Annotated in this window: 24 protein-coding genes and 1 riboswitch; of the genes, 18 read left to right on the forward strand and 6 right to left on the reverse strand. The window is 72.6% G+C overall.

Annotation, left to right across the window (positions count from 1 at the left end; genetic code table 11):
- Positions 1 to 11 precede the first annotated feature (11 nt).
- Positions 12 to 368, forward strand: a complete 357-nt coding sequence (gene erpA / locus V6D49_RS21555; RefSeq protein WP_340562081.1) for an iron-sulfur cluster insertion protein ErpA — start codon at positions 12 to 14, stop codon at positions 366 to 368.
- 111 nt (positions 369 to 479) lie between these two features.
- Here the strand turns inward: erpA and V6D49_RS21560 are convergent, their stop codons facing one another.
- Together V6D49_RS21560 and V6D49_RS21565 are read right to left on the reverse strand one after the other, a co-directional pair.
- The gene (locus V6D49_RS21560; protein ID WP_340562083.1) at positions 480 to 1,949 is read right to left on the reverse strand and encodes a hypothetical protein; all 1,470 of its coding nucleotides are present in this window, start codon (positions 1,947 to 1,949) and stop codon (positions 480 to 482) included.
- A gap of 82 nt (positions 1,950 to 2,031) precedes the next feature.
- Positions 2,032 to 2,247, reverse strand: coding sequence for a hypothetical protein (locus V6D49_RS21565; protein ID WP_340562085.1), 216 nt, complete (start codon positions 2,245 to 2,247; stop codon positions 2,032 to 2,034).
- A 148-nt stretch (positions 2,248 to 2,395) separates the two neighbouring features.
- Between V6D49_RS21565 and V6D49_RS21570 the strand changes: the two genes are divergently transcribed.
- The gene (locus tag V6D49_RS21570; RefSeq protein WP_340562087.1) at positions 2,396 to 3,370 is read left to right on the forward strand and encodes a carbohydrate kinase family protein; all 975 of its coding nucleotides are present in this window, start codon (positions 2,396 to 2,398) and stop codon (positions 3,368 to 3,370) included.
- A 49-nt stretch (positions 3,371 to 3,419) separates the two neighbouring features.
- Here V6D49_RS21570 and V6D49_RS21575 read toward each other — a convergent pair whose 3' ends face one another.
- On the reverse strand, positions 3,420 to 4,868 hold the full coding sequence (locus tag V6D49_RS21575; protein ID WP_340562088.1) for a cysteine desulfurase/sulfurtransferase TusA family protein: 1,449 nt from the start codon (positions 4,866 to 4,868) through the stop codon (positions 3,420 to 3,422).
- A gap of 230 nt (positions 4,869 to 5,098) precedes the next feature.
- Between V6D49_RS21575 and ctaC the strand changes: the two genes are divergently transcribed.
- The 4 genes from ctaC to V6D49_RS21595 all read left to right on the forward strand — a co-directional run bounded on the left by ctaC (position 5,099) and on the right by V6D49_RS21595 (position 9,660).
- A complete protein-coding gene (ctaC, locus tag V6D49_RS21580; protein ID WP_340562090.1) occupies positions 5,099 to 6,061 on the forward strand; it encodes an aa3-type cytochrome oxidase subunit II in 963 nt (320 codons plus the stop codon).
- Complete coding sequence (gene ctaD / locus V6D49_RS21585; RefSeq protein WP_340562091.1) at positions 6,058 to 7,818, forward strand: aa3-type cytochrome oxidase subunit I; 1,761 nt, start codon at positions 6,058 to 6,060, stop codon at positions 7,816 to 7,818. The genes ctaC and ctaD overlap by 4 nt, the downstream gene beginning before the upstream one ends.
- A complete protein-coding gene (locus V6D49_RS21590; RefSeq protein ID WP_340562093.1) occupies positions 7,815 to 8,213 on the forward strand; it encodes a cytochrome c oxidase subunit 4 in 399 nt (132 codons plus the stop codon). The genes ctaD and V6D49_RS21590 overlap by 4 nt, the downstream gene beginning before the upstream one ends.
- Positions 8,214 to 8,337: 124 nt before the next feature.
- The gene (locus V6D49_RS21595; protein ID WP_445330573.1) at positions 8,338 to 9,660 is read left to right on the forward strand and encodes an Ig-like domain-containing protein; all 1,323 of its coding nucleotides are present in this window, start codon (positions 8,338 to 8,340) and stop codon (positions 9,658 to 9,660) included.
- A gap of 116 nt (positions 9,661 to 9,776) precedes the next feature.
- Here the strand turns inward: V6D49_RS21595 and V6D49_RS21600 are convergent, their stop codons facing one another.
- Positions 9,777 to 10,181: a hypothetical protein gene (locus V6D49_RS21600; RefSeq protein ID WP_340562095.1), complete on the reverse strand. Its 405-nt coding sequence runs from the start codon at positions 10,179 to 10,181 to the stop codon at positions 9,777 to 9,779.
- A 238-nt stretch (positions 10,182 to 10,419) separates the two neighbouring features.
- On the opposite strand from V6D49_RS21600, the gene ctaE reads away from it, so the two are divergent.
- The 6 genes from ctaE to V6D49_RS21630 all read left to right on the forward strand — a co-directional run bounded on the left by ctaE (position 10,420) and on the right by V6D49_RS21630 (position 17,595).
- A complete protein-coding gene (ctaE, locus tag V6D49_RS21605) occupies positions 10,420 to 11,040 on the forward strand; it encodes an aa3-type cytochrome oxidase subunit III (protein ID WP_340562096.1) in 621 nt (206 codons plus the stop codon).
- 67 nt (positions 11,041 to 11,107) lie between these two features.
- The gene (gene qcrC, locus V6D49_RS21610) at positions 11,108 to 11,932 is read left to right on the forward strand and encodes a cytochrome bc1 complex diheme cytochrome c subunit (RefSeq protein WP_340562097.1); all 825 of its coding nucleotides are present in this window, start codon (positions 11,108 to 11,110) and stop codon (positions 11,930 to 11,932) included.
- A complete protein-coding gene (qcrA, locus tag V6D49_RS21615; protein WP_340562098.1) occupies positions 11,929 to 12,999 on the forward strand; it encodes a cytochrome bc1 complex Rieske iron-sulfur subunit in 1,071 nt (356 codons plus the stop codon). Before qcrC ends, qcrA begins: the two co-directional genes overlap by 4 nt.
- Positions 12,996 to 14,633, forward strand: a complete 1,638-nt coding sequence (gene qcrB / locus V6D49_RS21620; RefSeq protein WP_340562100.1) for a cytochrome bc1 complex cytochrome b subunit — start codon at positions 12,996 to 12,998, stop codon at positions 14,631 to 14,633. The genes qcrA and qcrB overlap by 4 nt, the downstream gene beginning before the upstream one ends.
- A gap of 163 nt (positions 14,634 to 14,796) precedes the next feature.
- Positions 14,797 to 15,861 carry an anthranilate phosphoribosyltransferase gene (gene trpD / locus V6D49_RS21625; protein ID WP_340562102.1) on the forward strand — a complete coding sequence of 355 codons (1,065 nt, stop codon included), beginning with the start codon at positions 14,797 to 14,799 and terminating at the stop codon, positions 15,859 to 15,861.
- 109 nt (positions 15,862 to 15,970) lie between these two features.
- A riboswitch (SAM riboswitch) is annotated at positions 15,971 to 16,089 on the forward strand.
- A gap of 156 nt (positions 16,090 to 16,245) precedes the next feature.
- The gene (locus V6D49_RS21630; RefSeq protein WP_340562104.1) at positions 16,246 to 17,595 is read left to right on the forward strand and encodes an aminotransferase class V-fold PLP-dependent enzyme; all 1,350 of its coding nucleotides are present in this window, start codon (positions 16,246 to 16,248) and stop codon (positions 17,593 to 17,595) included.
- A 21-nt stretch (positions 17,596 to 17,616) separates the two neighbouring features.
- On the opposite strand, the gene V6D49_RS21635 is transcribed toward V6D49_RS21630, so the two are convergent.
- Positions 17,617 to 17,898 carry an Lrp/AsnC family transcriptional regulator gene (locus tag V6D49_RS21635; RefSeq protein WP_191207597.1) on the reverse strand — a complete coding sequence of 94 codons (282 nt, stop codon included), beginning with the start codon at positions 17,896 to 17,898 and terminating at the stop codon, positions 17,617 to 17,619.
- Between the two features lie 193 nt (positions 17,899 to 18,091).
- Here V6D49_RS21635 and V6D49_RS21640 point away from each other — a divergent pair, with 193 nt between their 5' ends.
- From V6D49_RS21640 to V6D49_RS21655, 4 genes are all read left to right on the forward strand, one after another.
- Positions 18,092 to 18,331 (forward strand): hypothetical protein, encoded by a 240-nt coding sequence (locus V6D49_RS21640; RefSeq protein WP_340562105.1) that lies wholly within the window; start codon positions 18,092 to 18,094, stop codon positions 18,329 to 18,331.
- A 25-nt stretch (positions 18,332 to 18,356) separates the two neighbouring features.
- A complete protein-coding gene (locus V6D49_RS21645; RefSeq protein WP_445330574.1) occupies positions 18,357 to 19,736 on the forward strand; it encodes an NYN domain-containing protein in 1,380 nt (459 codons plus the stop codon).
- 324 nt (positions 19,737 to 20,060) lie between these two features.
- On the forward strand, positions 20,061 to 21,101 hold the full coding sequence (locus V6D49_RS21650) for a C40 family peptidase (RefSeq protein WP_340562106.1): 1,041 nt from the start codon (positions 20,061 to 20,063) through the stop codon (positions 21,099 to 21,101).
- Between the two features lie 279 nt (positions 21,102 to 21,380).
- A complete protein-coding gene (locus tag V6D49_RS21655; protein ID WP_445330575.1) occupies positions 21,381 to 22,400 on the forward strand; it encodes an NlpC/P60 family protein in 1,020 nt (339 codons plus the stop codon).
- Here the strand turns inward: V6D49_RS21655 and V6D49_RS21660 are convergent.
- Positions 22,352 to 23,560 carry a glycosyltransferase family 87 protein gene (locus tag V6D49_RS21660; protein ID WP_340562107.1) on the reverse strand — a complete coding sequence of 403 codons (1,209 nt, stop codon included), beginning with the start codon at positions 23,558 to 23,560 and terminating at the stop codon, positions 22,352 to 22,354. The genes V6D49_RS21655 and V6D49_RS21660 overlap by 49 nt on opposite strands.
- Before the next feature lie 63 nt (positions 23,561 to 23,623).
- Between V6D49_RS21660 and V6D49_RS21665 the strand changes: the two genes are divergently transcribed.
- Both V6D49_RS21665 and V6D49_RS21670 read left to right on the forward strand, forming a co-directional pair.
- On the forward strand, positions 23,624 to 24,775 hold the full coding sequence (locus tag V6D49_RS21665) for a glycosyltransferase family 4 protein (protein WP_340562108.1): 1,152 nt from the start codon (positions 23,624 to 23,626) through the stop codon (positions 24,773 to 24,775).
- Positions 24,776 to 24,882: 107 nt separating this feature from the next.
- Positions 24,883 to 25,944, forward strand: coding sequence for a PHP domain-containing protein (locus tag V6D49_RS21670; RefSeq protein ID WP_340562110.1), 1,062 nt, complete (start codon positions 24,883 to 24,885; stop codon positions 25,942 to 25,944).
- The last annotated feature ends 2 nt before the right edge of the window (positions 25,945 to 25,946 follow it).

Raw genomic sequence — 25,946 nt, forward strand, 5'->3', positions numbered from 1 at the left:
GAGAGAAGCAGATGTCCGTATCGGACGAGACCGCTACGACGACTGACGGCATCATCCTGTCCGACGCCGCCGCGGCGAAGGTCAAGAGCCTGCTGGAGCAGGAGGGCCGGGACGATCTGGCGCTGCGCGTCGCTGTTCAGCCGGGTGGCTGCTCCGGTCTGCGTTACCAGCTCTTCTTCGACGAGCGCTCGCTCGACGGAGACGTCGTCAAGGACTTCGACGGGGTGAAGGTCGTCACCGACCGCATGAGCGCCCCCTACCTCGGCGGTGCGTCGATCGACTTCGTCGACACCATCGAGAAGCAGGGCTTCACCATCGACAACCCGAACGCCACCGGCTCCTGCGCCTGCGGCGACTCCTTCAGCTGAGCCCGAGCCGCACGGCGGCCGGGTCGGCAGGACACGAAGGGCGGCGCCCCTCCCCAGGGAGGGGCGCCGCCCTTTTTGCGTCCGTGCCCGCTGCGGAGGGCGCCGGGCGGCTCAGCGGCGCGGCACGGGATCACCCTCCGCGTCCACGACCCTCCGGTCCCCGACCGGCCCGTCGAGCTCGACCTCGACGCTCATCTCCTGCGCGAGCAGGATGCACGGCTGCCCGGAGCCGTCCGGCTCCTCCGTCACGGTCACGCGCACCTCGTCGCCCGTCTCCCGCGCGACGCCGGAGTACGTGCCGCACACGCCCCCGGTGAAGTGCACGGTCAGCTCGCGGTCCGAGGCGCCGTAGGCGTCCACCGCCAGGCCGGCGCGGGGCGGGTCGGCCGGCTGTGGGTCCCCGGGGCCGGGCTCGGCGGGGGCGGCCGTGCTGTCGTCGGGGCTCCCCGGCGCCCCCGGATCGACGGGGGCCGCGCGCCCGGCGGTCACGTCCGCCGGTTCCAGCGCCGGGAAGGCGAGCGTGTGGCCGTCCCCGCCACCCTCTCCGAGCCGGAACAGCCAGGAGGGCACCAGGACCGTCCGCCCCTGCGACGGCTGGGCGCTCAGGCCGAACGTGGCGTCGGTGACGACCACCTCCTCCTCGCCCGGGGCCGGCCCCACCGGCTGCGGGGGACACGGCGCCGTGACGCAGTGGACGGTCGTGGGGACCCCGCGTGCGCTCATCACCCGGAGCGTCTCGGCGGCGTCCATGACCGGGTAGGTGGCCAGCGGCTCGGCCGCACCCAGGTGTCCGGCCGCCCGGACCACCCGGCCGTCCGCTCCGACCGTGACCGTGGTCCGCCAGCCCCGTGTGGGCAGGTCCCGGACGGCCGGGTCGACGCCCACCGTGCGCAGCGATCCCGTCGTCTCCCGGGCGTCGGTGACGCTCCCGGCCACGCCCGCGGCCGCCAGGACGGGCGCGGCGACCTCCTCGGCCTCCTCCGCCGTGACCGGAGGGGTGATCGGCGCGGCGGGCGCGCTCCCGGGCCGCGCGTCCCCGTCGAAGGGCGGCGTCCGTGCGGCCGGCTCCCGCTCCCCCTTCGGCAGCCCGCCCAGGTCGTCGCCCTCCGCCGTGTAGTGGACGAACGACCACGCCGCGCCGTCGGCCGCCGCGACCCGCAGTGCCGGGCCCATGCCGTCGGTGCCGTCGGCGGCGACCCAGGAACCGTCCTGCTGACGCGGCTGCGCGGTGATGCCGAGCGCACGGGCCAGCGCGGTCACGGTCTCCTCGTCCGCGCCACCGCCGGGCCGGTACACGGCCGCCCGGTCCGGCCCGGCGGGCAGGTCGCCCTCGGCCCGGTACGCCGGGGCCCGGTCCGTCGACTCCGGCGCCGGGTAGGCGTCCAGCACCAGGGGAACGGGGTCGCCCGGCGCGGCGGCGTCCGGCTTCCCGCCGTCGGGCTTCCCGCCGTTGCCGACGGCGGCGAAGGTGCCGCCCCCGGCCAGCAGGACGGCGACCGTCACCGCGACGGCGGTCAGCCGTCCGCGGCCGGGTCCGACCGGTGCGTCGTCCGGCCGCGGGCCCGTCTTCACCGTGCTCACCGCATCGCTCCTTCGGCGTCGCCGTCGTGCTGACGCGGATGGGACGGGCAGCGAGTGTTTCCGGTTCCGTGCCGGGGCGGGGTCAGTCCCCGTAGTCGGACATACCCTCCACGAGCCGGCTGGACCGGTCGGGCACCCGGACGCCGTGCAGCGGCTCGGCCGCCGCACGGGAGCGGCCGGACGCCTTGGCGCCGGAGGTCCAGCGCCCGGCCATGCGGGCGCAGTCGCCGCGCAGCTCGTCGAGGGATTCCGGCTCGGGGGAACCGGCGGTCGTGGAGGCACCGCTGTCGTGGGTCATGGGTCCGACGTTAGCGACGGATCCACCGCCGAGTAAGAGCTACTTTCGGGTAGTAACCGCCGGTAGGTACACGTGCCGCGATGTTCGCTCGAACGGGTAGCGTGAGTCTGCCGTCCTTACGCCTCCGCCCCGACAGGAGCAGCCCGCCGTGCGCATCGCCGTCTCCGGTTCCATCGCCACCGATCACCTGATGACGTTCCCCGGCCGATTCGCCGACCAGCTGGTCGCGGACCAGCTGCACACCGTCTCGCTGTCCTTCCTCGTCGACACCCTCGACGTGCGCCGGGGCGGCGTCGCCGCCAACATCTGCTTCGGCATGGGCCAGCTCGGTGCCCGCCCGGTGCTCGTCGGCGCCGCCGGAGGGGACTTCGCGGAGTACCGCTCCTGGCTCGACCGGCACGGTGTGGACACCGGCTCCGTGCGCATCTCCGAGGTGCTGCACACCGCCCGGTTCGTCTGCACCACCGACACGGACCACAACCAGATCGGCTCCTTCTACACCGGGGCGATGAGCGAGGCCCGCCTCATCGAGCTCCAGTCCGTGGTCGACCGGGTGGGCGCGCTGGACCTCGTGCACATCGGCGCGGACGACCCCGAGGCGATGTTCCGGCACACCGAGGAGTGCCGCAGCCGGGACATCCCCTTCGCCGCCGACTACTCGCAGCAGCTCGCCCGGATGGAGGGCGAGGAGATCCGCGACCTCACCGACGGCGCCGCCTACCTCTTCGCCAACGAGTACGAGACGGCGCTCATCGAGCGCAAGACGGGCTGGTCGGCGGACGAGGTGCTGTCCCGTGTCGGCACCCGCGTCACCACGCTCGGCGCGCGCGGGGTGCGGATCGAGCGCGCGGGCGAGCCCGTGATCGAGGTCGGCTGCCCGGAGGAGGAGAGGAAGGCCGACCCGACGGGCGTGGGCGACGCCTTCCGCGCCGGTTTCCTCTCCGGCCTCGCCTGGGGCGTCAGCCTGGAGCGGTCGGCCCAGGTCGGGTGCATGCTCGCGACGCTGGTCATCGAGACCGTCGGCACGCAGGAGTACGCCCTCAGCCGCAGCCACTTCATGGAGCGCTTCACCAAGGCCTACGGGGCGGACGCCGCCGCCGAGGTCCAGGCCCACATCCGCTGACGCCCGCCCGCCGACCCCGGCGACCCGCCGTCCCGCCGGTCCGCCGCCGCTAGCGGCGGCGGACCCGGTAGGCCGTGCCCTCGGCGCCCAGGTACTCCTGGTCCCGCATGTGGCACCAGGCGGGGATGTCCAGACCGGCGGCCTCGTCGTCCGAGAGCACCGTGACGACGCCGCCGACCGGCACCCGGTCGATGACCTTGGCCAGCTCGATCACCGGGATCGGGCAGCGCTTGCCGAGCGCGTCCACCGTGAGGGAGTCCTCCTCCCCACGCGCCTCCCGCCCCGGCGCGGCGTCTCCCGGGGTGGCCTGCGGTGCGAGTTGCCCCCGCACCGAGCGGACGACCCCGGGCAGGGCGTCGAGGAAGGCGTCCACCTCCTGCGCCGTCGTCCCCCGGGGGAGGGAGACGCGGACGTTGCCTTCCGACAGCACGCCCATGGCCCGCAGCACGTGGCTGGGCGTCAGGGTGCTGGACGTGCACGAGGACCCGGAGGAGACGGAGAACCCGGCGGCGTCCAGCGCGTGGAGCAGCGCCTCCCCGTCGGCGTAGAGGCAGGAGAAGGTGACGATGTGGGGGAGCCGCCGCAGCGGGTCGCCGACCACCTCGACGTCCGGCACCGCGTCCCGCACGGCCCGACGGACGCGGTCCACCAGCGGACGCAGCCGCTCGGCCTCCGCCGCCGCCTCGGCCTGGACGGCCCGCAGGGAGGCGGCGGCGGCGACGATCGCCGGCAGGTTCTCGAAGCCGGGCGAGCGGCCCGACTCCCGCTCGTCACCCGGGCCCTGCGGCGCGAAGCGGACGCCCTTGCGCACCGCGAGCAGCCCCACCCCGCTCGGCCCGCCCCACTTGTGGGCGCTGGCCGCCAGCATCGACCACTCCCCGCCGACCTGACCCCACGGCAGGGACTGGGCGGCGTCGACGAGCAGCGGTACGCCCGCCTCGCGGCAGGCGGCGGCCACGTCCCCGACCGGCTGCACGGTCCCCACCTCGTGGTTGGCGGACTGCAGGCAGGCCAGCGCGGTGGCCCCGCCGCCGGACGCCGGGCCCCGGGCGGTGCCGCGACCCTCCGACGGAGCAGCGGAGCCACCCGCGCGGAGCAATTCGGCGAACTCCTCGGCCGCGACGCGCCCGGTCCGGTCGACCGGCACCTCGCCGACCGTGCCGCCCGCCGCCTCGTGGTGGGCGGCGGCGTGCAGCACCGCCGAGTGCTCGACGGCCGAGACCACCAGGTGCCGGCCCACCCGGCGCCGTCCGGCCAGCGCACCGGCCACGGCGGTGTGCAGCGCGTGCGTGCCCGAGGGGGTGAAGACCAGCTCGTCGGGGCGGCAGCCCACGGCCTCGGCGGCCGTCTCGCGGGCGGCGTCCAGCAGCAGACGCGCCCGGCGTCCCTCGCGGTGCAGCCGGGCCGGGTCGGCCCAGCCCTCGTCCAGCGCGGCCAGCAGGGCCTGCCGGGCCAGGGGGTGCAGGGGGGCGGCGGACGCGGCGTCGAAGTAGGGCACAGGGGAACGCTAACGCGTCCCGGCGCGGCCTCCGCGCTCCGGCGGACCGGGGCACTCCACCCCATCGGACGGCGGGTCGGCGCGTTAGCCCCCCTCCCCGCACGGGCTCAGATCGTGTCCAGTAGGGTTTGGTCCGCATAAACATCCAAACCCTGCCCGCACCAGGGCCGGAGCCCGGTCACCCAGGTCCGCGCCCGGCTGAGCGGGCGAGACTCTCGGGAAGGCGCTACGTGAGTCCCAACGGCTCCGACCGCTCGTCGCGGCGCCCGATGCGGCGGATGCTGCCGCCGGCGCTGACCGCGGCCCTGGTCCTGGCGACCGCCACCGGTTGCACTTCAGAGGACCTCCCCCGCCTCGGCATGCCCACCCCCGTCACGGAGGAGGCGCCGCGCATCCTCTCCCTGTGGCAGGGGTCCTGGGCCGCCGCGCTCGCCGTAGGCGTGCTCGTGTGGGGCCTGATCCTGTGGAGCGTCATCTTCCACCGGCGCTCCCGCACCAAGGTCCAGGTGCCGACGCAGACCCGGTACAACATGCCCATCGAGGCGCTGTACACCGTGGTCCCGCTCATCATGGTCTCGGTGCTCTTCTACTTCACGGCACGTGACGAGTCCGAGCTGCTGGAGACCTCGGAGAAGCCGGACCACGTCATCAACGTGGTCGGTTACCAGTGGAGCTGGGGCTTCAACTACCTCGAGGACGTCGACGGCGACGTCTCCACCGACAACCGGGACGCCGAGGAACTCGTCGGCATCCCGGACCGGATGATGGAGGCCGTCCCCGAGGGCGCCGAGGGCGTGCACGTCGCCGGCACCCCGGCCGACAGGAACCCGCAGACCGGCAACCCGGGCCCCACGCTGTGGCTGCCCAAGGGCGAGTCCGTGCAGTTCATCCTCACGTCGCGGGACGTCATCCACTCCTTCTGGGTGGTGCCGTTCCTGATGAAGCAGGACGTGATCCCCGGCCACACCAACGTCTTCGAGGTGACCCCCAACAAGGAGGGGACCTTCCTGGGCAAGTGCGCCGAGCTGTGCGGCACGGACCACGCCCGGATGCTGTTCAACGTCAAGGTCGTCTCTCCTGAGCGCTACCAGCAGCACCTGGAGGAACTGGCCGAGCAGGGCAACACCGGCTATCTGCCCGCGGCCATCGAGCAGTCGGAAGCGGCCAAGAATGCGGAGACGAACAACCCGTGAGCATCCTCAACGAACCTCAGGGTGCCGACGCGGCAGACGACTCGTATGAGAACGAGCTGCCCGTGCGGCGCAAGCAGCCCGGCAACGTCGTGGTCAAGTGGCTGACGACCACCGACCACAAGACGATCGGCACGCTCTACCTCGTCACGTCGTTCGTCTTCTTCATCATCGGCGGCGTCATGGCCCTGGTCATGCGCGCCGAGCTGGCCCGCCCCGGCAGCCAGCTGGTGTCGAACGAGCAGTTCAACCAGCTGTTCACCATGCACGGCACGGTCATGCTCCTCATGTTCGCCACGCCGCTCTTCGCGGGCTTCGCGAACTGGATCATGCCGCTCCAGATCGGCGCGCCCGACGTGGCGTTCCCGCGGCTGAACATGCTGGCCTACTGGTTCTACCTGTTCGGCTCCTCCATCGCGGTGGCCGGCTTCCTCACGCCGAACGGCGCCGCCAGCTTCGGCTGGTTCGCCTACACCCCGCTGTCCAGCGTGGAGCACTCGCCGGGTGTCGGCGCGGACATGTGGATCATGGGCCTCGCGCTCTCCGGCTTCGGCACGATCCTCGGTGCGGTCAACTTCATCACCACGATCATCTGCATGCGCGCTCCGGGCATGACGATGTTCCGCATGCCGATCTTCACCTGGAACGTCCTGCTCACCGGCGTGCTGGTGCTGCTGGCCTTCCCGGTGCTGGCCGCCGCGCTGTTCGGCCTGATGGTGGACCGCGTCTTCGGGGCGCACATCTTCGACCCGGCCAACGGCGGGGCGCTGCTGTGGCAGCACCTGTTCTGGTTCTTCGGCCACCCCGAGGTGTACATCATCGCGCTGCCGTTCTTCGGCATCGTCTCCGAGGTCATCCCGGTCTTCTCGCGCAAGCCGCTGTTCGGCTACGTCGGCCTCATCGGTGCGACGATCGCCATCGCGGGACTGTCGATCACCGTGTGGGCGCACCACATGTACGTCACCGGCGGTGTGCTGCTGCCGTTCTTCTCCTTCATGACGTTCCTCATCGCCGTTCCGACCGGCGTGAAGTTCTTCAACTGGATCGGCACCATGTGGAAGGGGTCGCTCAGCTTCGAGACCCCGATGCTGTGGACCGTCGGCTTCCTCATCACGTTCCTCTTCGGCGGTCTGACGGGCGTCATCCTGGCCTCGCCGCCGATGGACTTCCACGTCTCCGACTCCTACTTCGTGGTGGCCCACTTCCACTACGTGGTGTTCGGCACCGTGGTGTTCGCGATGTTCGCCGGCTTCCACTTCTGGTGGCCGAAGTTCACCGGCAAGATGCTGGACGAGCGCCTCGGCAAGATGACGTTCTGGACGCTGTTCGTCGGCTTCCACGGCACCTTCCTGGTGCAGCACTGGCTCGGCGCCGAGGGCATGCCCCGCCGGTACGCCGACTACCTGGCGGCCGACGGCTTCACCGCGCTGAACACGATCTCGACGATCAGCTCGTTCCTCCTGGGCGCCTCGATGCTGCCGTTCTTCTACAACGTCTGGAAGACGGCCAAGTACGGCGAGAAGATCGAGGTCGACGATCCGTGGGGGTACGGCCGCTCGCTGGAATGGGCGACGTCCTGCCCGCCGCCGCGGCACAACTTCCTCACCCTGCCGCGGGTGCGGTCGGAGTCCCCGGCCTTCGACCTGCACCACCCGGAGATCGCGGCGGTCGACCAGTTGCAGAACCACGCCGCGGAGGATGCCGTGGTGGCGGGCTCCGTCACCGGCGGCTCCGAGGGTGAGAAGGAGACCGGCAAGTGAAGATCCAGGGCAAGATGTTCATCTGGCTGGCCCTCTTCATCCTGGCCATCGCCATCGTCTACGGCATGTGGTCGAAGGAGCCGGTCGGCACCACCGCGCTGTTCATGGCGTTCGGCCTGTCCATCATGGTCGGCTACTACCTGGCCTTCACCGCGCGCCGCGTGGACACCGGGGCGCAGGACCGCGAAGAGGCGGACGTCGCCGACGACGCGGGTGAGCTCGGGTTCTTCAGCCCGCACAGCTGGCAGCCCCTGGCCCTCGGTGTGGGCAGCGCGTTCGCCTTCATGAGCGTGGTCTTCGGCTGGTGGCTGATGTGGATCTCGGCGCCCGTCATCCTCGTCGGGATCTTCGGCTGGGTCTTCGAGTACTACCACGGCGAGAGCCAGAACCAGTAGGACCGCTGCCGTGTGACACACACGGCCCGCAAGTCAAGGGTCATCCCCGGAGTGTCCTCCGGGGATGACCCGTTTGTACGTACACAACGCGCCCGTTCTGCCCACTATTCATACTTTTTACTGCATGAGGCACGGGACGCATGGATCGCAACGAATCACGCGAAGCGGCGCGGTGCTGCTGGCGTCGGCGGTGGTGCTGACGGCCTGCGGAGACTCCTCCCATCCGTTGGGCGGGAAGCCGTACGACGCCGCCGACCAGGTCGCCGTCAGCGCGGACACCGAGGGCCGGGGCGCCGTCGACGCCGAGAAGCCGCTGGAGGTCACGGCCACGGGGGAGGAGGGCCGCATCACGGACGTGCTCGTCGTCGACACGGAGGGCCGCTACGTCCGCGGCGAGCTCAGCGCCGACGGGAGCCGATGGCGCAGTACGACGCCCCTGGTCGCCGGCGCCGAGTACACGGTGAAGGTCAGCACCGAGAACGAGGACGGCCACGCCGGCCGGACCGACCGCACGTTCACCACCCGCAAGGCGCCCAAGGAGCACCGGCTCGACGTGACGTTCGGCCCGGAGGCCGGGACGTACGGCGTCGGGCAGCCCCTCACCGCCGAGCTGAGCAAGCCCGTCGACGAGAACGCCCAGCGGCGCGTCGTCGAACGGGCCCTGCGGGTCACCTCCACCCCGAAGGTCACCGGCTCCTGGCACTGGGTGGACGGCACGAAGCTGCACTACCGCCCGAAGGAGTACTGGCCCACCAACGCCGAGATCACCGTGGAGAGCCGGCTGCGGGGTGTGCGGGTGCGCAAGAACCTCTACGGCGCCGCCACCGAGAAGCTCGAACTGAAGACCGGGGACCGGGTGGAGGCCGTCGCGGACGCCGCGTCCCTCCAGATGACCGTCAAGCGCAACGGCGAGGTCGTCAACACCTTCCCCATCACCACCGGCAAGGCCGGATTCCGCACCCGCAACGGCGTCAAGGTGATCCTCGGACGCCAGTCCTTCGTCCGGATGACCAGCACGAGCATCGGCATCGCGCCGGGCAGCTCGGAGTCCTACGACCTGCCGGTGCACTGGGCCACCCGGCTGACGTGGAGCGGCGAGTACGTGCACGCGGCGCCCTGGTCGTCGGGCTCACACGGCTACTCCAACGTCAGCCACGGCTGCACGGGGATGAGCACCGCGAACGCCGAGTGGTTCTTCAACAACGTGCGCCAGGGCGACCTGGTGACCCACGTCAACACCGAGGGGACCGACATGCCCGCCTTCGGCAACGGGTTCGGCGACTGGAACCTCTCCTGGAAGGAGTGGCGCGAGGGCAGCGCCCTCCACAACCCCCGCAACTCGGGTGACACCGACGAGCCCGGGGACCGTGAGACGGCCGAGGCCCCGGACACCTCCGAGGCCGCCGCGAGCGGCGGCGGGGCGGGGCGCCTGCGCCCCACCGCGTGAGCGGTGCGGCGGAGGGGTGGGGTGCCGCTCGGGTGCCCCACCCCTCCGCCGCCGAGGCCGTAGGGGCCGTCCCGGCCGTCAGCGGCGGCACGTACGGCTCGGGGGGCCCGGGGGGATCAGCCCGCGTGCTGGGCCGTCCGCTCGCGCAGGAGGCCCGCCAGACCGTCCGCCAGGGCCACCGGGTCCACCGGGTGCGCGGTGACGGCGTCGGCGCGGCTCCAGGTGGCCAGCCAGGCGTCCTGCTGCCGCCCGATGAGCAGCAGCACCGGCGGGCAGTCGAAGATCTCGTCCTTGATCTGGCGGCACACGCCCATCCCGCCCGCCGGAGCGGTCTCGCCGTCCAGCACGCAGGCGTCGATCCCCCCGGCGTCCAGCGCGGCGATCACGGCCGGCAGCGTCGCGCACTCCACGTACTCCACCGACGGCGCGTCCGCCGAGGGCCGCCGTCCGGCCGCGAGCCGCACCTGCTCCCGCGTGTTCGCGTCATCGCTGTAGACCAGCACCGTGGCCGTCGGCTGCATCGTTCCTCCGCGTTCGTTTCTGCTGGGACACGTGGGACAGGTGGGACAGGGATGAACAGGTGGTGCGGGCTTCCCAGGCTTCCCCGGCTACCGGGGATGCTACTCCTCCGGGGGCCCGGCGGGCAGCACTCCGGACGACTCCCGCCGCGCCCCCCGGCCCCGCGTCCGCGCCGCGCGGGGCGGGCGGACACACCGAACCGGACCCCCCGAAGTGAGTACGGAATAAGCGACCGACATAATGTCGGTCGTGGCGACAGCAACAGCAGTAGAAACCGGGCACGCGCACCCGTCGGTCAACCGGCCGAACCTCACCAGCGTCGGGACGATCATCTGGCTCAGTTCGGAGCTGATGTTCTTCGCGGCACTCTTCGCGATGTACTTCACCGCTCGTTCGGTGATGGGCGCCGAGTTCTGGACCGAGAAGGCGGATGCGCTCAATCTTCCCTTCGCGGCGGTGAACACCACCATCCTGGTGCTCTCCTCACTCACCTGTCAGATGGGTGTGTTCGCGGCCGAGCGTGGGGACGTCAAGAAGCTCCGCTCGTGGTTCGCGATCACGTTCGTGATGGGCGCCGTCTTCATCGGCGGGCAGATCGTGGAGTACGTCGAGCTCGTGAAGCACGAGGGCCTCTCCCTGGCCTCGGACGCCTACGGGTCGGTGTTCTACCTGACCACGGGCTTCCACGGGCTCCACGTCACCGGCGGCCTCATCGCGTTCCTGTTCGTCCTGGGCAGGACGTACATGGCGCGGAGGTTCACCCACCACCAGGCGACCGCGGCCATCGTCGTGTCCTACTACTGGCACTTCGTCGACGTCGTCTGGATCGGCCTCTTCGCCACGATCTACCTGATCAAGTAGTCGGGCCAGGGGCCTGACAGCAGAGCCATAGACATCGACGCAGAAGATCCTGACACCGGGGTAATCCGTGAAAAAGCTCTCCGCACGACGGCGCCATCCGCTGGCGGCGATCGTCGTTCTCCTCTTCGCGCTGGCGGCCACCGGGGGGCTGTACGCCGCGTTCGCTCCCGCCGGCGAGGCGAAGGCCGACGAGACGCCCGCAGCCCAGTCCCTCGCCATCGAGGAGGGCAAGAAGCTCTACGCCGTCGGCTGCTCCAGCTGCCACGGCACCGGTGGCCAGGGCACCTCTGACGGCCCGACCCTCGTCGGCGTCGGCGCCGCCGCGGTCGACTTCCAGGTCGGCACCGGCCGGATGCCCATGCAGGCCCCGGGCGCCCAGGCGCCCAAGAAGCCGGTGATGTACTCGCAGGCCGAGATCGACCAGATGGCCGCCTACATCGCCTCCCTGGGCCCCGGCCCGGCCATCCCGACGGAGGAGCAGTACAGCCCCGAGGGGCTCAGTGCCGAGGAGATCGCCGAGGGCGGTGTCCTCTTCCGTACCAACTGCGCGCAGTGCCACAACTTCACCGGTGAGGGCGGCGCCCTGACCGAGGGCCGGTACGCCCCGGGGCTGGACGACGTCGACCCCAAGCACATCTACGAGGCCATGCAGACCGGCCCGCAGAACATGCCGTCCTTCCCCGACACCGTGCTCACGGAGCAGGACAAGCGGGAGATCGCCGCCTACCTCGGCCAGGTCAACTCCTCCGAGGCCAAGACCCCCGGCGGGTACAAGCTGGGCGGCTTCGGCCCCGTCGCCGAGGGCCTGTTCGCCTGGGCCATCGGCCTGCCCATCCTCATCGGGATCACCGTCTGGATCGCGGCCCACAACGCCAAGGCCAGGAAGTCATGAGTAGCGAGACTGGACCACACGAGAACGTGTCAGACGACAAGAACCTGCCCTCCGCGCAGGACGCATCCGGCGCGGAGCCGGAGGTGCACACGAACCCGTTCGCCGACCCGGGGCTGGCGCCGCACGACCCGCGCATCCAGGACATCGACGAGCGGGCGGCCAAGCGCTCCGAGCGCACGGTGGCCATGCTGTTCACGGTCTCCATGCTGGCGACTCTCGCCTTCATCGTCGCCTACGCGATGATCCCGGTCGACGAGTACGTCTACATCTTCCCGATCGGCCGTATCAGCGCCCTCAACTTCGCGCTGGGCATGACGCTGGGTGTCGCGCTCTTCTGCATCGGTGCCGCCGCCGTCCACTGGTCGCGGACCCTGATGAGCGGCGCGGAGATCGTCCAGGACCGCTACCCCATCGGCGCGGGCGACGAGGACAAGGCGGGGGCGCTGGCCGCCTTCGGCGATGGCGCCCGTGACTCGCAGCTCGGCCGTCGCAAGCTGATCCGCAACACCATGTTCGGCGCGCTGGCGCTCGTGCCGCTCTCCGGCGTCGTGCTGCTGGGCAGCCTCGGCCCGATGCCCGGCACCAAGCTGCGGCACACCGCCTGGGCCCGGGGCAAGCGTCTCGTCAACGAGAACACGCACGAGGCGCTGCGGCCCGAGGACATCACCATCGGGTCGCTGAGCTTCGCGCTGCCCGAGGGGCTGGAGCACGACGACCACTCCTTCCAGAAGGAGATCGCCAAGGCGGCCCTGATGCTCGTCCGGCTGGAGCCGGAGGACATCAAGGACCAGCAGGAACTGGAGTGGTCCTACCAGGGGATCGTGGCGTACTCGAAGATCTGTACGCACGTCGGCTGCCCCGTCAGCCTGTACGAGCAGCAGACGCACCACGTGCTGTGCCCCTGCCATCAGTCCACCTTCGACCTGGCCGACGGCGCCCGCGTCATCTTCGGCCCGGCCGGCCACCCGCTGCCGCAGCTGCGCATCGGTGTGGACGACGAGGGCTACCTCATGGCGCTGGACGACTTCGCCGAGCCCGTCGGACCGAGCTTCTGGGAGCGCGGATGAGTAACGCAGCCGACAACGTCCGCCCCCGGGCCAGCGCGCCCCGCGGAGAGCGGATCGCCGACTGGGCCGACGGCCGGCTCGGCATCTACGGAGCCGCGAAGAAGAACATCCGGAAGGCGTTCCCGGACCACTGGTCCTTCCTCCTGGGTGAGATCGCGCTCTACTCCTTCATCATCATCATCCTGACCGGCGTCTACCTGACGCTGTTCTTCAAGCCCAGCATGGCCGAGATCCACTACGAGGGCTCGTACGTGCCGATGCAGGGCGTCCTGATGTCGGAGGCGTTCGCCTCCACCCTGGACATCAGCTTCGACGTCAAGGGCGGTCTGCTCGTCCGGCAGATCCACCACTGGGCGGCGCTGATCTTCCTCGTCGCCATGTTCGTGCACATGATGCGGGTGTTCTTCACCGGAGCGTTCCGCAAGCCGCGCGAGCTGAACTGGCTGTTCGGCTTCCTGCTGCTGGTGCTGGGCATGTTCACCGGCTTCACCGGCTACTCGCTCCCGGACGACCTGCTCTCGGGCACCGGCGTCCGGTTCATGGAGGGCGCGATCCTGGCCGTGCCCGTCGTCGGCACGTACCTGGCGATGTTCCTCTACGGCGGCGAGTTCCCCGGGACGGAGATCATCCCGAGGTTCTTCTCGATCCACGTGCTGCTGTTGCCGGGCATCATGCTGGGCCTCGTGGTGGCCCACCTGATCCTCGTCTTCTACCACAAGCACACGCAGTACCCCGGTCCCGGCCGGACGAACTCCAACGTCGTCGGCTTCCCCCTGATGCCGGTGTACATGGCGAAGGCCGGTGGCTTCTTCTTCCTGGTCTTCGGCGTCATCGCGATGATGTCGGCCGCCGTCCAGATCAACCCGGTGTGGGTGATCGGGCCCTACCGGCCGGACCAGGTGTCCACCAACGCCCAGCCGGACTGGTACATGGGCTTCTCCGAGGGCCTCATCCGCGTCATGCCGGGCTGGGAGTGGGTCATCCCGACGGGGCACACCATCAACTTCGGTGTGTTCATCCCGCTGATGATCTTCCCGCTGGTGCTCGCCGCCATCGCCGTGTACCCGTTCTTCGAGAACTGGGTCACCAAGGACCAGCGGGAGCACCACCTGCTGGACCGGCCGCGCAACGCCCCGACGCGCACCGCGTTCGGTGCCGCGTGGATCAGCTGGTACTTCGTGCTGCTGGTGGGTGGTGGCAACGACCTGTGGGCGATCTTCTTCGACCTGTCGATCAACGCGATCACGTGGTTCGTCCGGATCGGCTTCTTCGTCGTGCCCGTCCTGGTGTTCGTCGTGACGCGCCGCATCTGCCTCGGTCTCCAGCGCCGGGACCGCGACAAGGTGCTGCACGGCCGCGAGACCGGCATCATCAAGCGGCTCCCGCACGGTGAGTTCGTCGAGGTGCACGAGCCCCTCTCGCAGGAGCAGCTGCACCTGCTGACCCAGCACGAGCAGCGCAAGCCGGCCGAGCTGCCGCCCGCCGTCGACGAGAACGGCGTCAAGCGCAAGGTCGGCCCGATCGAGCGGCTGCGGGTCCGTGTCAGCCGGGGCTACTTCGGCCCCCACGCGCAGATCCCCAAGCCGACGCCCAAGGAGTACCAGGAGATCATGTCCGGCCACGGCCACCACTGATCCCCCGGCGTCGCCACAACGCCGCCCGCTCCACCCCGCAGGGCCCCGCCCCGTCCACGTCCGGACGGTGGACGGGGCCCTGCGGCGTCACGCGGGGCCGATAGTGTGGGGACGCGGCGTGCGCACGCAGGCCGCCTACGCCAAGTCGACAGGAGCGTGCCCGATGAGCGCTGTGACCCCCGCCGGAGGCGACACCATGGCGGAGCGCTCGTGGCGGAGCGTGCTGAACTCCCTGCTGGCCGGCCGTGACCTCACCGCCGGGGACACGGCGTGGGCGATGGACCGCATCATGCGCGGCGAGGCGACCGACGCCCAGATCGCGGGCTTCGCGGTGGCCCTGCGGGCCAAGGGCGAGACGGTGGAGGAGGTCGCCGGTCTCGTCCGCACGATGTACGAGCACGCCAGGACCATCGAGGTGGCGGGCCCCTCGGTCGACATCGTCGGCACCGGTGGTGACCAGGCCAAGACGGTGAACATCTCGACGATGTCGGCCATCGTCGTGGCCGGGACGGGCACCCGGGTCGTCAAGCACGGCAACCGGGCGGCGTCCTCCGCGAGCGGGGCGTCCGACGTGCTGGAACAGCTGGGCGTCAACCTGGACCTGAGCCCCGCACGGGTCGCGGAGGTCGCGGAGGAGGCGGGCATCACCTTCTGCTTCGCCGTGAAGTTCCACCCCGCCCTGCGCCATGTCGCCGGTGCCCGCCGCGAGCTGGGCGTCCCCACGACGTTCAACTTCCTCGGCCCGCTCACCAACCCGGCCCGGGTGCGGGCCCAGGCGACGGGGGTGTCCGACGCCCGGATGGCGCCCATCGTCGCCGGGGTGCTCGCCGAACGCGGCACCTCGGCCCTGGTCTTCCGGGGCGACGACGGGCTGGACGAGCTGACGGTCACCTCGACGTCCACCGTGTACGTCGTGCACAACGGCGCCGTGCGCAAGGAGTCCTTCGACCCCCGTGACGTCGGCATCGAGTTCGTGCCCGTCGAAGCGCTGCGGGGGGCCGACGCCGCCTACAACGCCGAGGTGGCGCGCCGGGTGCTGGACGGCGAGCGCGGTCCGGTCCGGGACGCGGTGCTCCTCAACTCGGCCGCCGCGCTGGTGGCCCTGACGCCGGGTGAGGCGCCGCTCGCCGAGCAGCTGCCGGCGGCGATCGCCCGCGCGGCGGAGTCGATCGACTCCGGTGCCGCCAAGGCCACGCTGCACCGCTGGGCCGCCGCGACGCACCTCTGACGGCCGCGGTGGCCGCGCGTCCCGGACGGGCGGCCACCGCGGCCGGGTTCGTGCCGGACGCCTTCCGGCGGGGTGGGGCGACGCCGCCCCCTGTGGCATACTCGGCGCAGGTCACGAGTGACAGCGACAACGGCCCCGGCCCGCTGTCCGGCAACCCTCCAACCGTGGCGGGGTGCCCCGGGTGATGACCGGGCCGCACGACAGCAAGGTCGGCGGCAAGCGCGGTCGAGGGAGTTCTCCGATGCATCAGCGAATGCGCTAGGGCCTGTCTGAGGGCCTGTGCCCCCGGGCCCCGTGCGGCCCCGCAGCTCATCGACCGGACGTCCCCGTGAGCGCTCCGGTCCGCGTCCCGAACTCCCTCGCCCCTGTCCCTGGAGCCTCAGCATGTCCGCAGCCACTGTCGCCACCCCTGCCTTCCCCGCCTCCGTCACCCTCCGTCCGTCGCCCGACACCGGTGGCGACGATCCGCTGCCCGTGCTGGGCGTCGACGTGCGCGTTCCCTGCGGCGCGGGCGACCGCACCTACGCCGCGCTCGACTACGCGGCCAGCGCCCCCGTCCTGCGCCGCGTGTGGGAGGACGTCGCCGACTACGCGCCCTACTACGGCAGCGTCCACCGGGGCGCCGGCCACCTCTCGCGGCTGTCGACCGACCTGTTCGAGCAGAGCCGGGCCACCGTCGCCGACTTCCTCGGCTGCCGCCCGGACGACGACGTCGTCTTCACCCGTTCGACCACGGACTCGCTGGGCCTGCTGGCCGCCGTGCTGCCCGCCGGGACCCGGGTGTTCGTCTTCGCGTCCGAGCACCACGCCGCGCTGCTGCCCTGGCGCGGCCGCGCCGTGACCTGGCTGGACGTTCCGCGCAGCCCGCAGGAGGCGGTGGCCCTGCTGGACGACGCGCTCGGCGGCGCCCCGGAGGGCCCGAAGCTGGTGTGCGTCACGGGGGCCTCGAACGTCACCGGCGAGCTGTGGCCCGTCGCGGACCTGGCCGCGGTCTCCCATCGGCACGGCGCGCGGATCGCCCTGGACGCCGCCCAGCTCGCCCCGCACCACCCCGTCGACATCGGCGCGCTCGGCGTGGACTACGCGGCCTTCTCCGGTCACAAGCTCTACGCGCCCTTCGGGGCCGGCGTCCTGGCGGGCCGGGCGGACTGGCTGCGGGAGGCCGAGCCGTACCTCGCGGGCGGCGGGGCGAGCCGCAGCGTCGTGCGCGGCGCGGACGGGACGGTCAGCGTCCAGTGGCACACCTCCGCCGCCCGGCACGAGGCCGGCTCGCCGAACGTCATCGGCGCCTACGCGATCGCCTCGGCCTGCCGGGCCCTGACGGAGGCCGGCACCGACCGCCTCGTCGCCCGGGAGCAGCGGCTGCTGGGCCGGCTCCGCGCGGGGCTCGCCCGGCTGCCGCAGGTCCGGGTGCTGTCCCTGTTCGGGGCGGAGGCGCCGCGCGTGGGCGTCGTGTCGTTCACCGTGCGCGGCTGGTCCTGCCGGGAGTTCGCCACCGCGCTGGCGGACGAGTACGCCATCGGGGTGCGCGACGGACTGTTCTGCGCCCACCCGCTGCTGCGGGCGCTGCTGGGTGCCGACGCCGTGACCCCGGGGGAGTGCGGGGGCGCTCCGGAGGAGGGTGAACTGGGCGCCGTCCGGGTCAGCTTCGGGGCGGGGACCCCGCAGAGCCACGTCGACCGGTTCCTGACGGCCGCCGAGGAGCTGCTGCGCCGCGGCCCGTCCCGGCCCTGACGCGGTGGGCGCCCGGGCTCCTCAGGAGTCGAGGCCGATGGCGAACGCCGCCTCCAGGTCGTGCTGCGAGTACGTCCGGAAGGCGATGTGCGTCTCGGTGGACAGGACGCCGGGCACCTTGCTGATGCGTCCGGGGATGACGTCGGCGAGATCGTCGTGGCGCGCGACGCGGACCATCGCGATGAGGTTGTGCGCGCCGGTCACCGAGTACACCTCGCTCACGCCCTCCAGGGCGGCGATCTGCTCGGCGACCTCGGGGATCGCATCGGTGCTGGTCCTGATGAGCACGATCGAAGTGATCACGGTCTCGTCTCCCTCACTCGCCTGGTCGGGCCTCACTCTAGCCTCACGCCCAGGTGACGGCTCGGCCACGGCGTGGCCACCCGGCACACGGGGCAGGCTCCAGGCCGTAGGGTTGCAGGTAGGAGCCTGCGCCGCACAACGTCGTGCCCGTGAGCACATCCCGGACAGCCCCGAGGAAAGTCGAGGACGAACCATGCCGGTCCCTCAGCCGACGGCCGAGACGCGGTGGCGCTGCACCCTGTGCGGGAACCTCACCCGCTTCGACGTGACGCGCAGCAGCAGGGTCGTGGAGTACGTTCACCTCGATCTGGCCGGTGAGCCCAGGATCGAGGAGCGCGAGGTGCTGAGCGAGGCGATCGAGTCCGTGCGGTGCCGCTGGTGCAACGCCGTGGACCAGATCGAGTTGGTGGACCGGCCCGGCGCCGAGGTCTGAAACAGAGACGGACGGGTGTGGAGCCGTGCAGGAGACGACGGGCGGTGAGCCGCGCGAGGAGCGGCCGCGCGGCGCCGGGGAGCGGTCGCGTGCCGCCGAGGCGCTGGACCGTCCGTTGCCCGAGCGGGTGCGCCGCAAGGTCGTGTCCCTGACCGGCGACGCGCTCGGCGGGCTGACCGTCGCGGAACTCCCCGCCCCCCTGCGGCAGTACGCCAAGTTCACCCCCGCCCGCCGGGCGAAGTTCGGCGGGAACGCCATGGCCACCGCGCTGGAGACGGACGCCGTCTTCCGGCAGCGCGTCGCGGGCCGGCTGCGGGAGCTCCTCCCGGAGCTCGCCGAGGCCGTCGCGGACGGTTCGCCCCCCGCCGCCGCCGACCCCGTCGACGTCGCCGCCCTCGCCTACGTGTTGCGGCCGGAGGGCTGGGCGAAGCTGGTGGCCGCCGCGGGCGAGGAGGCGCAACGCGCGCAGGCCGAGCGGGCCGGGGCGGAGGCCGAACGGGAGCTGGGAAGGCTTCGCGCGGAACTGGCCGAGGCCCGCGCCGCCGGGCGCGACGACAACGGCAGGCTGCGCGCCGAGCTGGACGCCGCCCGCCGCGAGATGGAAGGGCTGCACCGGAGGCTGCGCAGCGCCCAGGCCGACGTCAAGCGCGGCGAGGCGGCGCTGCGCAAGCTGGCCGCCGAGCTGGAGGAGGTCCGGGGGCAGGCCCAGGCGCAGAAGGCGGCGTCCGACAGCGAGGCGCGGCGGCTGCGGGGGCGGGTCGCCGAGGCGGAGTCGGCGCTGGAGGCCGGACGGCGCGCCGCGCGGGAGGGCCGTGGTGTGGCGGACATGCGGGTGCGGCTGCTGCTGGACACCGTGCTGGACGCCGCGCAGGGGCTCCGCCGGGAGCTCGCCCTGCCCCCGGCGGCGCAGCACCCCGCCGACACCGTGGAGGCGGTGGAGCCGGGCCGGATGAGCCCGAAGGACGTCGCCCACCGGGCGCTGTCGGAGGAGGACCCGGCGCTGCTGGACCAGTTGCTGGCGCTGCCGCAGGTGCACCTCCTCGTCGACGGGTACAACGTCACCAAGACCGGCTATCCGTCCATGCCGTTGGAGAAGCAGCGGTTGCGGCTGCTCGGCGGGCTGGCGGGGCTCGCGGCCCAGTCCGGGGCGGAGGTCACCTGTGTCTTCGACGGGGCCGAGCTGGCCGCGCCGGTGCTGCTGGCCCCGCCGCGCGGCGTGCGGGTGCTGTTCAGCAAGCCCGGACAGACGGCCGACGAGTTGATCCGGCGGCTGGTGCGGGCCGAGCCCGGGGGGCGTCCGGTGGTCGTCGTCTCCACGGACCGGGAGGTGGCCGACGGCGTGGCCGAGGCCGGCGCACGCCCCGTCGCATCGGCCCTGCTGCTCAGGCGACTTGCCCGGTCGTGAGCGGAGAGTCCGCTTTTCCCGGTATCCCGTGATGTGGGGGCATCCGTGAGCGGTTGTGGCTCACCCAACGTCAAGTGGCTGTTGCTACCTGTGTGATGTTGGTAAAGGATGGCGGTGTGCGGTGAGATTTTCGCCCCAAGGATTTGAAGCAGTCGTCGGCACCTCGCTACTGTCTGGCTTCGAACCTCCGCACGGTTGATCGCCCATCCGGGGTGACAGCGGAGGAACCGCCGAGTCCGCAGCGCGCAAGCGGAGCCGGTCCACCGGGCAGGGTTCGCCCGTCCGGGGTCCGGCAGGCGGCTGAGGAAGAAGGAGCTCGCCCCAGTGGCGTCCCACCGTCGTCCCAAGCAGCCGGGCCGTACCCGCGCGACCGTACTGACCGCGACGGCCGCCGCGGCGGTTGCCCTGTCCTCCAACTCCGCGATGGCCGACCCCGTTCCGGATCCGACGAAGCGCGGCGTCAAGGCCGAGGTCGACAGGCTGCACGAGGACGCGGCGGCGGCGACCGAGAAGTACAACGGGGCGAAGGAGAAGGCCGACAAGCTCCAGGAGGAGGTCGACGAGCTCCAGGACTCCGTGGCCCGTGGCCAGGACGACCTGAACGAGCTCCGCAACGGCCTCGGCTCACTCGCCACCGCGCAGTACCGCAACGGTGGGCTCGACCCCTCGGTGCAGCTGCTCCTGTCCGCCGACCCGGACGACTACCTCGACCGCGCCTCCTCGCTGGACCAGCTCAGCGTCAAGCAGGTCGGCGCGCTCAAGAAGATCGGCAGCAAGCAGCGGCAGCTCAAGCAGCAGCGGGACGACGCGGCGGAGAAGCTCGAGGACCTCGCCGACACCCGCAAGGAGCTCGGCGACCAGAAGCAGAAGGTCCAGGACAAGCTCGCCGAGGCGCAGAAGCTCCTCAACAAGCTCACCGAGGAGGAGCGCGCCGAGATGCGCGCCGAGGAGCAGCGGGCCAGCCGGGCCGCCGGTGAGCGGGTCGAGATGGGCAAGGAGGAGGCGGCACCCGGACGCGCGGCCTCCGCCTACCAGGCCGCCACCACGCGCGTCGGGATGCCCTACGCGTGGGGAGCCAAGGGCCCCAACTCCTTCGACTGCTCCGGTCTCGTCGTGTGGTCCTACCAGCAGGCGGGCATCTCCGTCCCCCGCACCTCGCAGGCCCAGGCCAACGCGGGCACCCGTATCAACTCCATGAGCGACCTCCAGGTCGGCGACCTGGTCATCCTGCGCAACGACCTCGGCCACGTCGGCTTCTACGCCGGCAACGGCCAGATGCTGCACGCGCCCAAGCCGGGCGCGCAGGTGCGGTACGAGTCCATAGCGCGGTCCGGGATGCCGTTCATGTGGGGCGTGCGGATCTGATCCGCCGTCCGCGGCCGTGTGCGTTCCGCCGTCCGCGGCCGTGTGCGTTCCGCCGTCCACGGGGACGCGCCGTTTCCCTCCTGAGGGTGAATCATGGCGGGTCGCGCTTGCCGTGCCCACCGCTCCCAGGCCGCAACGGCACCGGTGAGGGGCCCGGAGCGTCAACATCACGCCGTTGAGCGTCACCCCGGGGTGCTTTGAGCCGCACCCGAGAGGCCGCTACTGTGCGGGCGCCCGTCCGAGGAGGAGGGGATGTCAGCGGAAGGAGCGCGGCCAGCCGTGGGCACGCATCGACACACCCCGCAGCCCGGATTCGGCATGCGGGCCACCGTCCTGACGGCTGCCGCCGCCTCGGCCGCCGTGATGACCGCCGTTCCGGCCGGGGCGGAGCCGGGGGAACCCTCGGTGGCCTCGGTCAACGCCCGGGTGGACGGGCTGTACGCCGAGGCCGAACGGGCCACCGAGAAGTACAACGCCGTCCAGGAGAAGGTCTCCGACCTGCGCGCCCAGGTGGAGCACGCGCAGGACGAGGTGGCCCGGGGCCAGGGCCGCGTCAACCGCCTGCGCAACGCGCTCGGTGCGCTGGCCGGAGCGCAGTACCGCTCGGGCGCGCTCGAACCGACGATCGCGCTGATGCTCTCCAGCGACCCGGACGGCTACCTCGGCCGGGTCGCGACCCTGGATCGCATCGGCAGCCGGAAGGCGGGCGAGCTGCGCGAACTGCGCGCCGCCCAGCGGCTGCTGGACGACAAACGGGACCGGGCGAAGGGCACGCTGGAGCGGCTGGAGGAGGAGCGCGGGCGCCTGAGCCGGCACAAGAAGTCGGTGCGCAGCAAGCTCACCGCCGCCCGCAGGCTGCTCAACACGCTGACGGCGGAGGAGCGCCGCGAACGCGAGCAGCGGGCCTCCCGGGGCGCCGAGCGGCGCGGTGCGGTGCCGCCGGAGTCCGTCTCCGGACGGTGGGGCGCGGCCCTGAGCGCCGCGCACAGCGCCCTGGGCCGCCCCTACGCGTGGGGGCAGGCGGGGCCGGGCGCGTTCGACTGCGCGGGGCTGACGCAGTGGGCCTACCGGCAGGCGGGCGTCTCGATCCCGCGCACCTCGCAGGGCCAGGCGCACGCCGGGCGGCGGGTGCCCCTCTCCGAGGTGCGGCCGGGCGACCTCGTCATCTACCGCAGTGACGCGAGCCACGTGGCGATGTACGCGGGAGGCGGCCGGGTCATCCACGCCCCCTACCCGGGCGCCGGCGTCCGCTACGACCCCGTGGGCATGATGCCCGTCAGCGCGGTGGCGCGGCCCTGATCCCCGCCCCGGACCCGGGGGACGGTCGAGCGCCACAGCTCCGCGCAGGCCAGGCCGGCGGCCGCCACCAGGAGCCCGTTGCGCAGGACGAGGAGCGCGATGCCCAGGGGGGTGCTGGTCACGACGGCGTCGAAGAACAGCGGGAACTCCAGCACCGTCACCGCCGTGGCGGCCAGCACCAGGCGGGCCGGGGTCCGCTGCCGCGCGGAGCCGAGCGCCAGGCACGCGGCGGCCAGGCCGGTCAGCCACACCAGGTACTGCGGGCTGATGACGCGGCTGGTGACCGTGAACAGCAGCACCGCCACGAACGCGGCGTCGGCCGGGGTGGAGGGGCCCCAGCACTCGGCGCGCGTCCGCCACAGGAGGAGCCAGCCGAACGCCGCCAGCGTCAGCAGGAGTGACGCCGTCGCGACGACCCCCACGCCGGGGCCGAGGAACTCCATCGAGCCGTAGTGCAGGCTGACGTGGCCCGACCATCCGAAGTGCCGTGCGACGTGGAAGACGAGGGCGCCGACGGACTCCACCTCCAGACCGCGGTCGCGCTGGGCGAAGAGGAAGTCCCAACCGTGCGGGAGGGCCAGCGTGAGCAGCGCCGCCACCCCGGCGGCGGTGGCCCCGGCCGCGAGCCACAGCCGCCGCGCGGGTCGGCCCGTCCGGTACCCCGTCAGCAGCAGTGCGGGCCACACCTTGACGAGCGCGCCGAGCCCGACCAGGGCCCCGGCGAGCCGGGGTCGGCGGGCGGCGGCGAGGAGGGCGCCGACGGCGAGCGCCGTCACCAGGAGGTCGTAGCGCGCGTACACCGTCGGCCCGAGCAGCGGGACGCCCGCGATCCACGTCCAGGCACCGGCCCGGGGGCGCGCGGGCCGCAGCAGGAGGCCGAGGACGACGGCGTCGGCGGCGCAGACCAGGACGAAGAAGGCCGCCGGGTAGGACAGGAAGGGCAGCAGGTCCGGGGCCAGGACGGGCAGGGCCGCGCCGGGCGGGTACTGCCAGGTCACGTCCGCCTGCGGGAAGGTGCCCGTCCGCAGCGTCTCCGCCCAGTTCTGGTAGATCACCGACACGTCGGTCGTCACGTCGGGCCCGCGCAGCGTGACCACGCCGAAGACGCACAGGAGCAGGGCGGTGCGGGTCAGGGCCCAGACGACCAGGGGCAGGCGCATGGCACCGACCGTACGTGGTGGTGGCCGGGGCCGGACACCGGCGACGCGGTACTGTCGTGCGCGATGCACAAGACGTTGATTGTCACCAACGACTTCCCGCCCCGGCCCGGCGGAATCCAGGCGTTCCTCCACAGCATGGCGCTGCGGCTGGACCCGGAGAAGGTCGTCGTCTACGCCTCGACCTGGAACCGCACGGCCGAGGGGCGGGAGGCGACCGCCCGGTTCGACGCGGAGCAGCCGTTCACCGTCGTCCGGGACCGCGCCACCATGCTGCTCCCCACCCCCCGCGTGACCCGGCGCGCCGCCGGGCTGCTGCGTGAACACGGCTGCCGCGCCGTGTGGTTCGGCGCGGCAGCCCCGCTCGGGCTGATGGGCGGCGCGCTGCGCGCGGCGGGGGCCGAACGGCTGGTGGCCACGACGCACGGGCACGAGGCGGGCTGGGCCCAGCTCCCGGTGGCCCGGGGGCTGCTGCGGCGCGTCGGCACGTCCACGGACACGCTCACCTACCTGGGGGAGTACACGCGCTCCCGGATCGCGCGGGCCCTGACGCCGGAGGCCGCCGCCCGGATGACGCAGCTGCCCCCCGGCGTCGACGAGAAGGCGTTCCATCCGGACTCCGGGGGTGACGCGGTGCGTGAGCGGCTCGGCCTGACCGACCGCCCGGTCGTGGTGTGCGTCTCCCGGCTGGTGCCGCGCAAGGGGCAGGACACCCTGATCCGGGCGCTGCCGCGCGTCCTCGCCGACGTGCCGGAGGCCGTGCTGCTGATCGTCGGCGGCGGCCCCTACGACCGCGAGCTGCGCCGGCTGGCCGAGGAGACCGGCGTCGCCGGTTCCGTGCGGTTCACCGGCGCCGTGCCCTGGGAGGAGCTGCCCGCCCACTACGGCGCGGGTGACGTGTTCGCCATGCCGTGCCGCACCCGGCGCGGCGGCCTGGACGTCGAGGGGCTCGGCATCGTCTACCTGGAGGCGTCCGCCACCGGGCTGCCGGTCGTGGCCGGGGACTCGGGGGGCGCGCCCGACGCCGTGCTGCACGGGGAGACGGGCTGGGTCGTGCGCGGGGACAGCCCGCGTGAGACGGCGGAGCGCGTGTCGGCGCTGCTCCGCGATCCCGAGCTGGCGCGGCGCATGGGGGAGCGCGGCCGGGCCTGGGTGGAGGAGCGCTGGCGCTGGGACCTGCTCGCCGAGCGGCTGAAGGAGTTGCTCCGGGCCCCCTGAGGCCCCGCGTACCGTCCGACGCTCCCCGTGAGCGCCGCTCCGTCGTGCCGCCCGAGGACCCGGTCCGCGTTGCGGCGCGGCTCCGGGGGGGACGACGCTGGAGTCCCATGGACCCCGTCGCGGCGCTGGACCGGATCGCGTACCTGCTGGAACGGGCCCAGGCGCCCACCTACCGGGTCCGGGCCTTCCGCAGGGCCTCGGGCGTGCTGGCGGACCTCCCGTCGGGGGAGATCGCACGGCGGGCGCGGGACGGCTCGCTGACCGCTCTGCACGGCGTGGGGGACACCACGGCGCAAGTCGTGCGCGAGGCGCTCGCCGGGGCCGTGCCCGGCTACCTGGCACGGCTGGAGGACGAGGCCGGCCGGACGCCGGAGCTGCCCGAGGCCGCCCGGGCCCTGCGCGCGGCCCTCGTCGGCGACTGCCACACGCACTCCGACTGGTCCGACGGCGGCAGCCCCATCGACGTCATGGCGCGTGCGGCGGCCGGCCTCGGGCACCGCTGGGCCGTGCTCACCGACCACTCGCCGCGGCTGACGGTGGCCCGGGGGCTGTCACCGGAGCGGTTGCGCGAGCAGTTGGACGTCGTGGCCGCGCTCAACGAGGAGCTGGCCCCTTTCCGGCTGCTGACGGGCATCGAGTGCGACATCCTGAGCGACGGCTCGCTGGACCAGCAGGAGGAGCTGCTCGACCGGCTCGACGTCGTCGTCGCCTCCGTCCACTCCGAGTTGCGGATGCCCGCGCCCGCGATGACGCGCCGCATGGTGGCCGCCGTGGAGAACCCGCTGGTGGACGTCCTGGGCCACTGCACGGGACGGCTGCTGAGCGGACGTCGTGGCCGCCCGGAGTCCCAGTTCGACGCGGAGGCCGTCTTCGCCGCCTGCGCCGCCGGCGGCACGGCGGTGGAGATCAACTGCCGTCCCGAGCGGCTCGACCCGCCCCGGCGGCTGCTGCGGCAGGCCGTGGACGCCGGGGTGCTGTTCGCCGTCGACACCGACGCCCACGCGCCCGGCCAGCTCGACTGGCAGGGGAACGGCTGCCTGCGGGCGGTGGAGTGCGGCGTGCCCGTCGAGCGCGTCGTCAACACCTGGGAGACGGACGCCCTGCTGGCCTGGGCCGCCGACGGACGCCCGCCGGAGCCGGCCGGCGGGCGTCCCGGGCGTCGGCGGTAGCC

Source organism: Streptomyces sp. GSL17-111, from assembly GCF_037911585.1.
Taxonomy (GTDB): Bacteria; Actinomycetota; Actinomycetes; order Streptomycetales; family Streptomycetaceae; genus Streptomyces.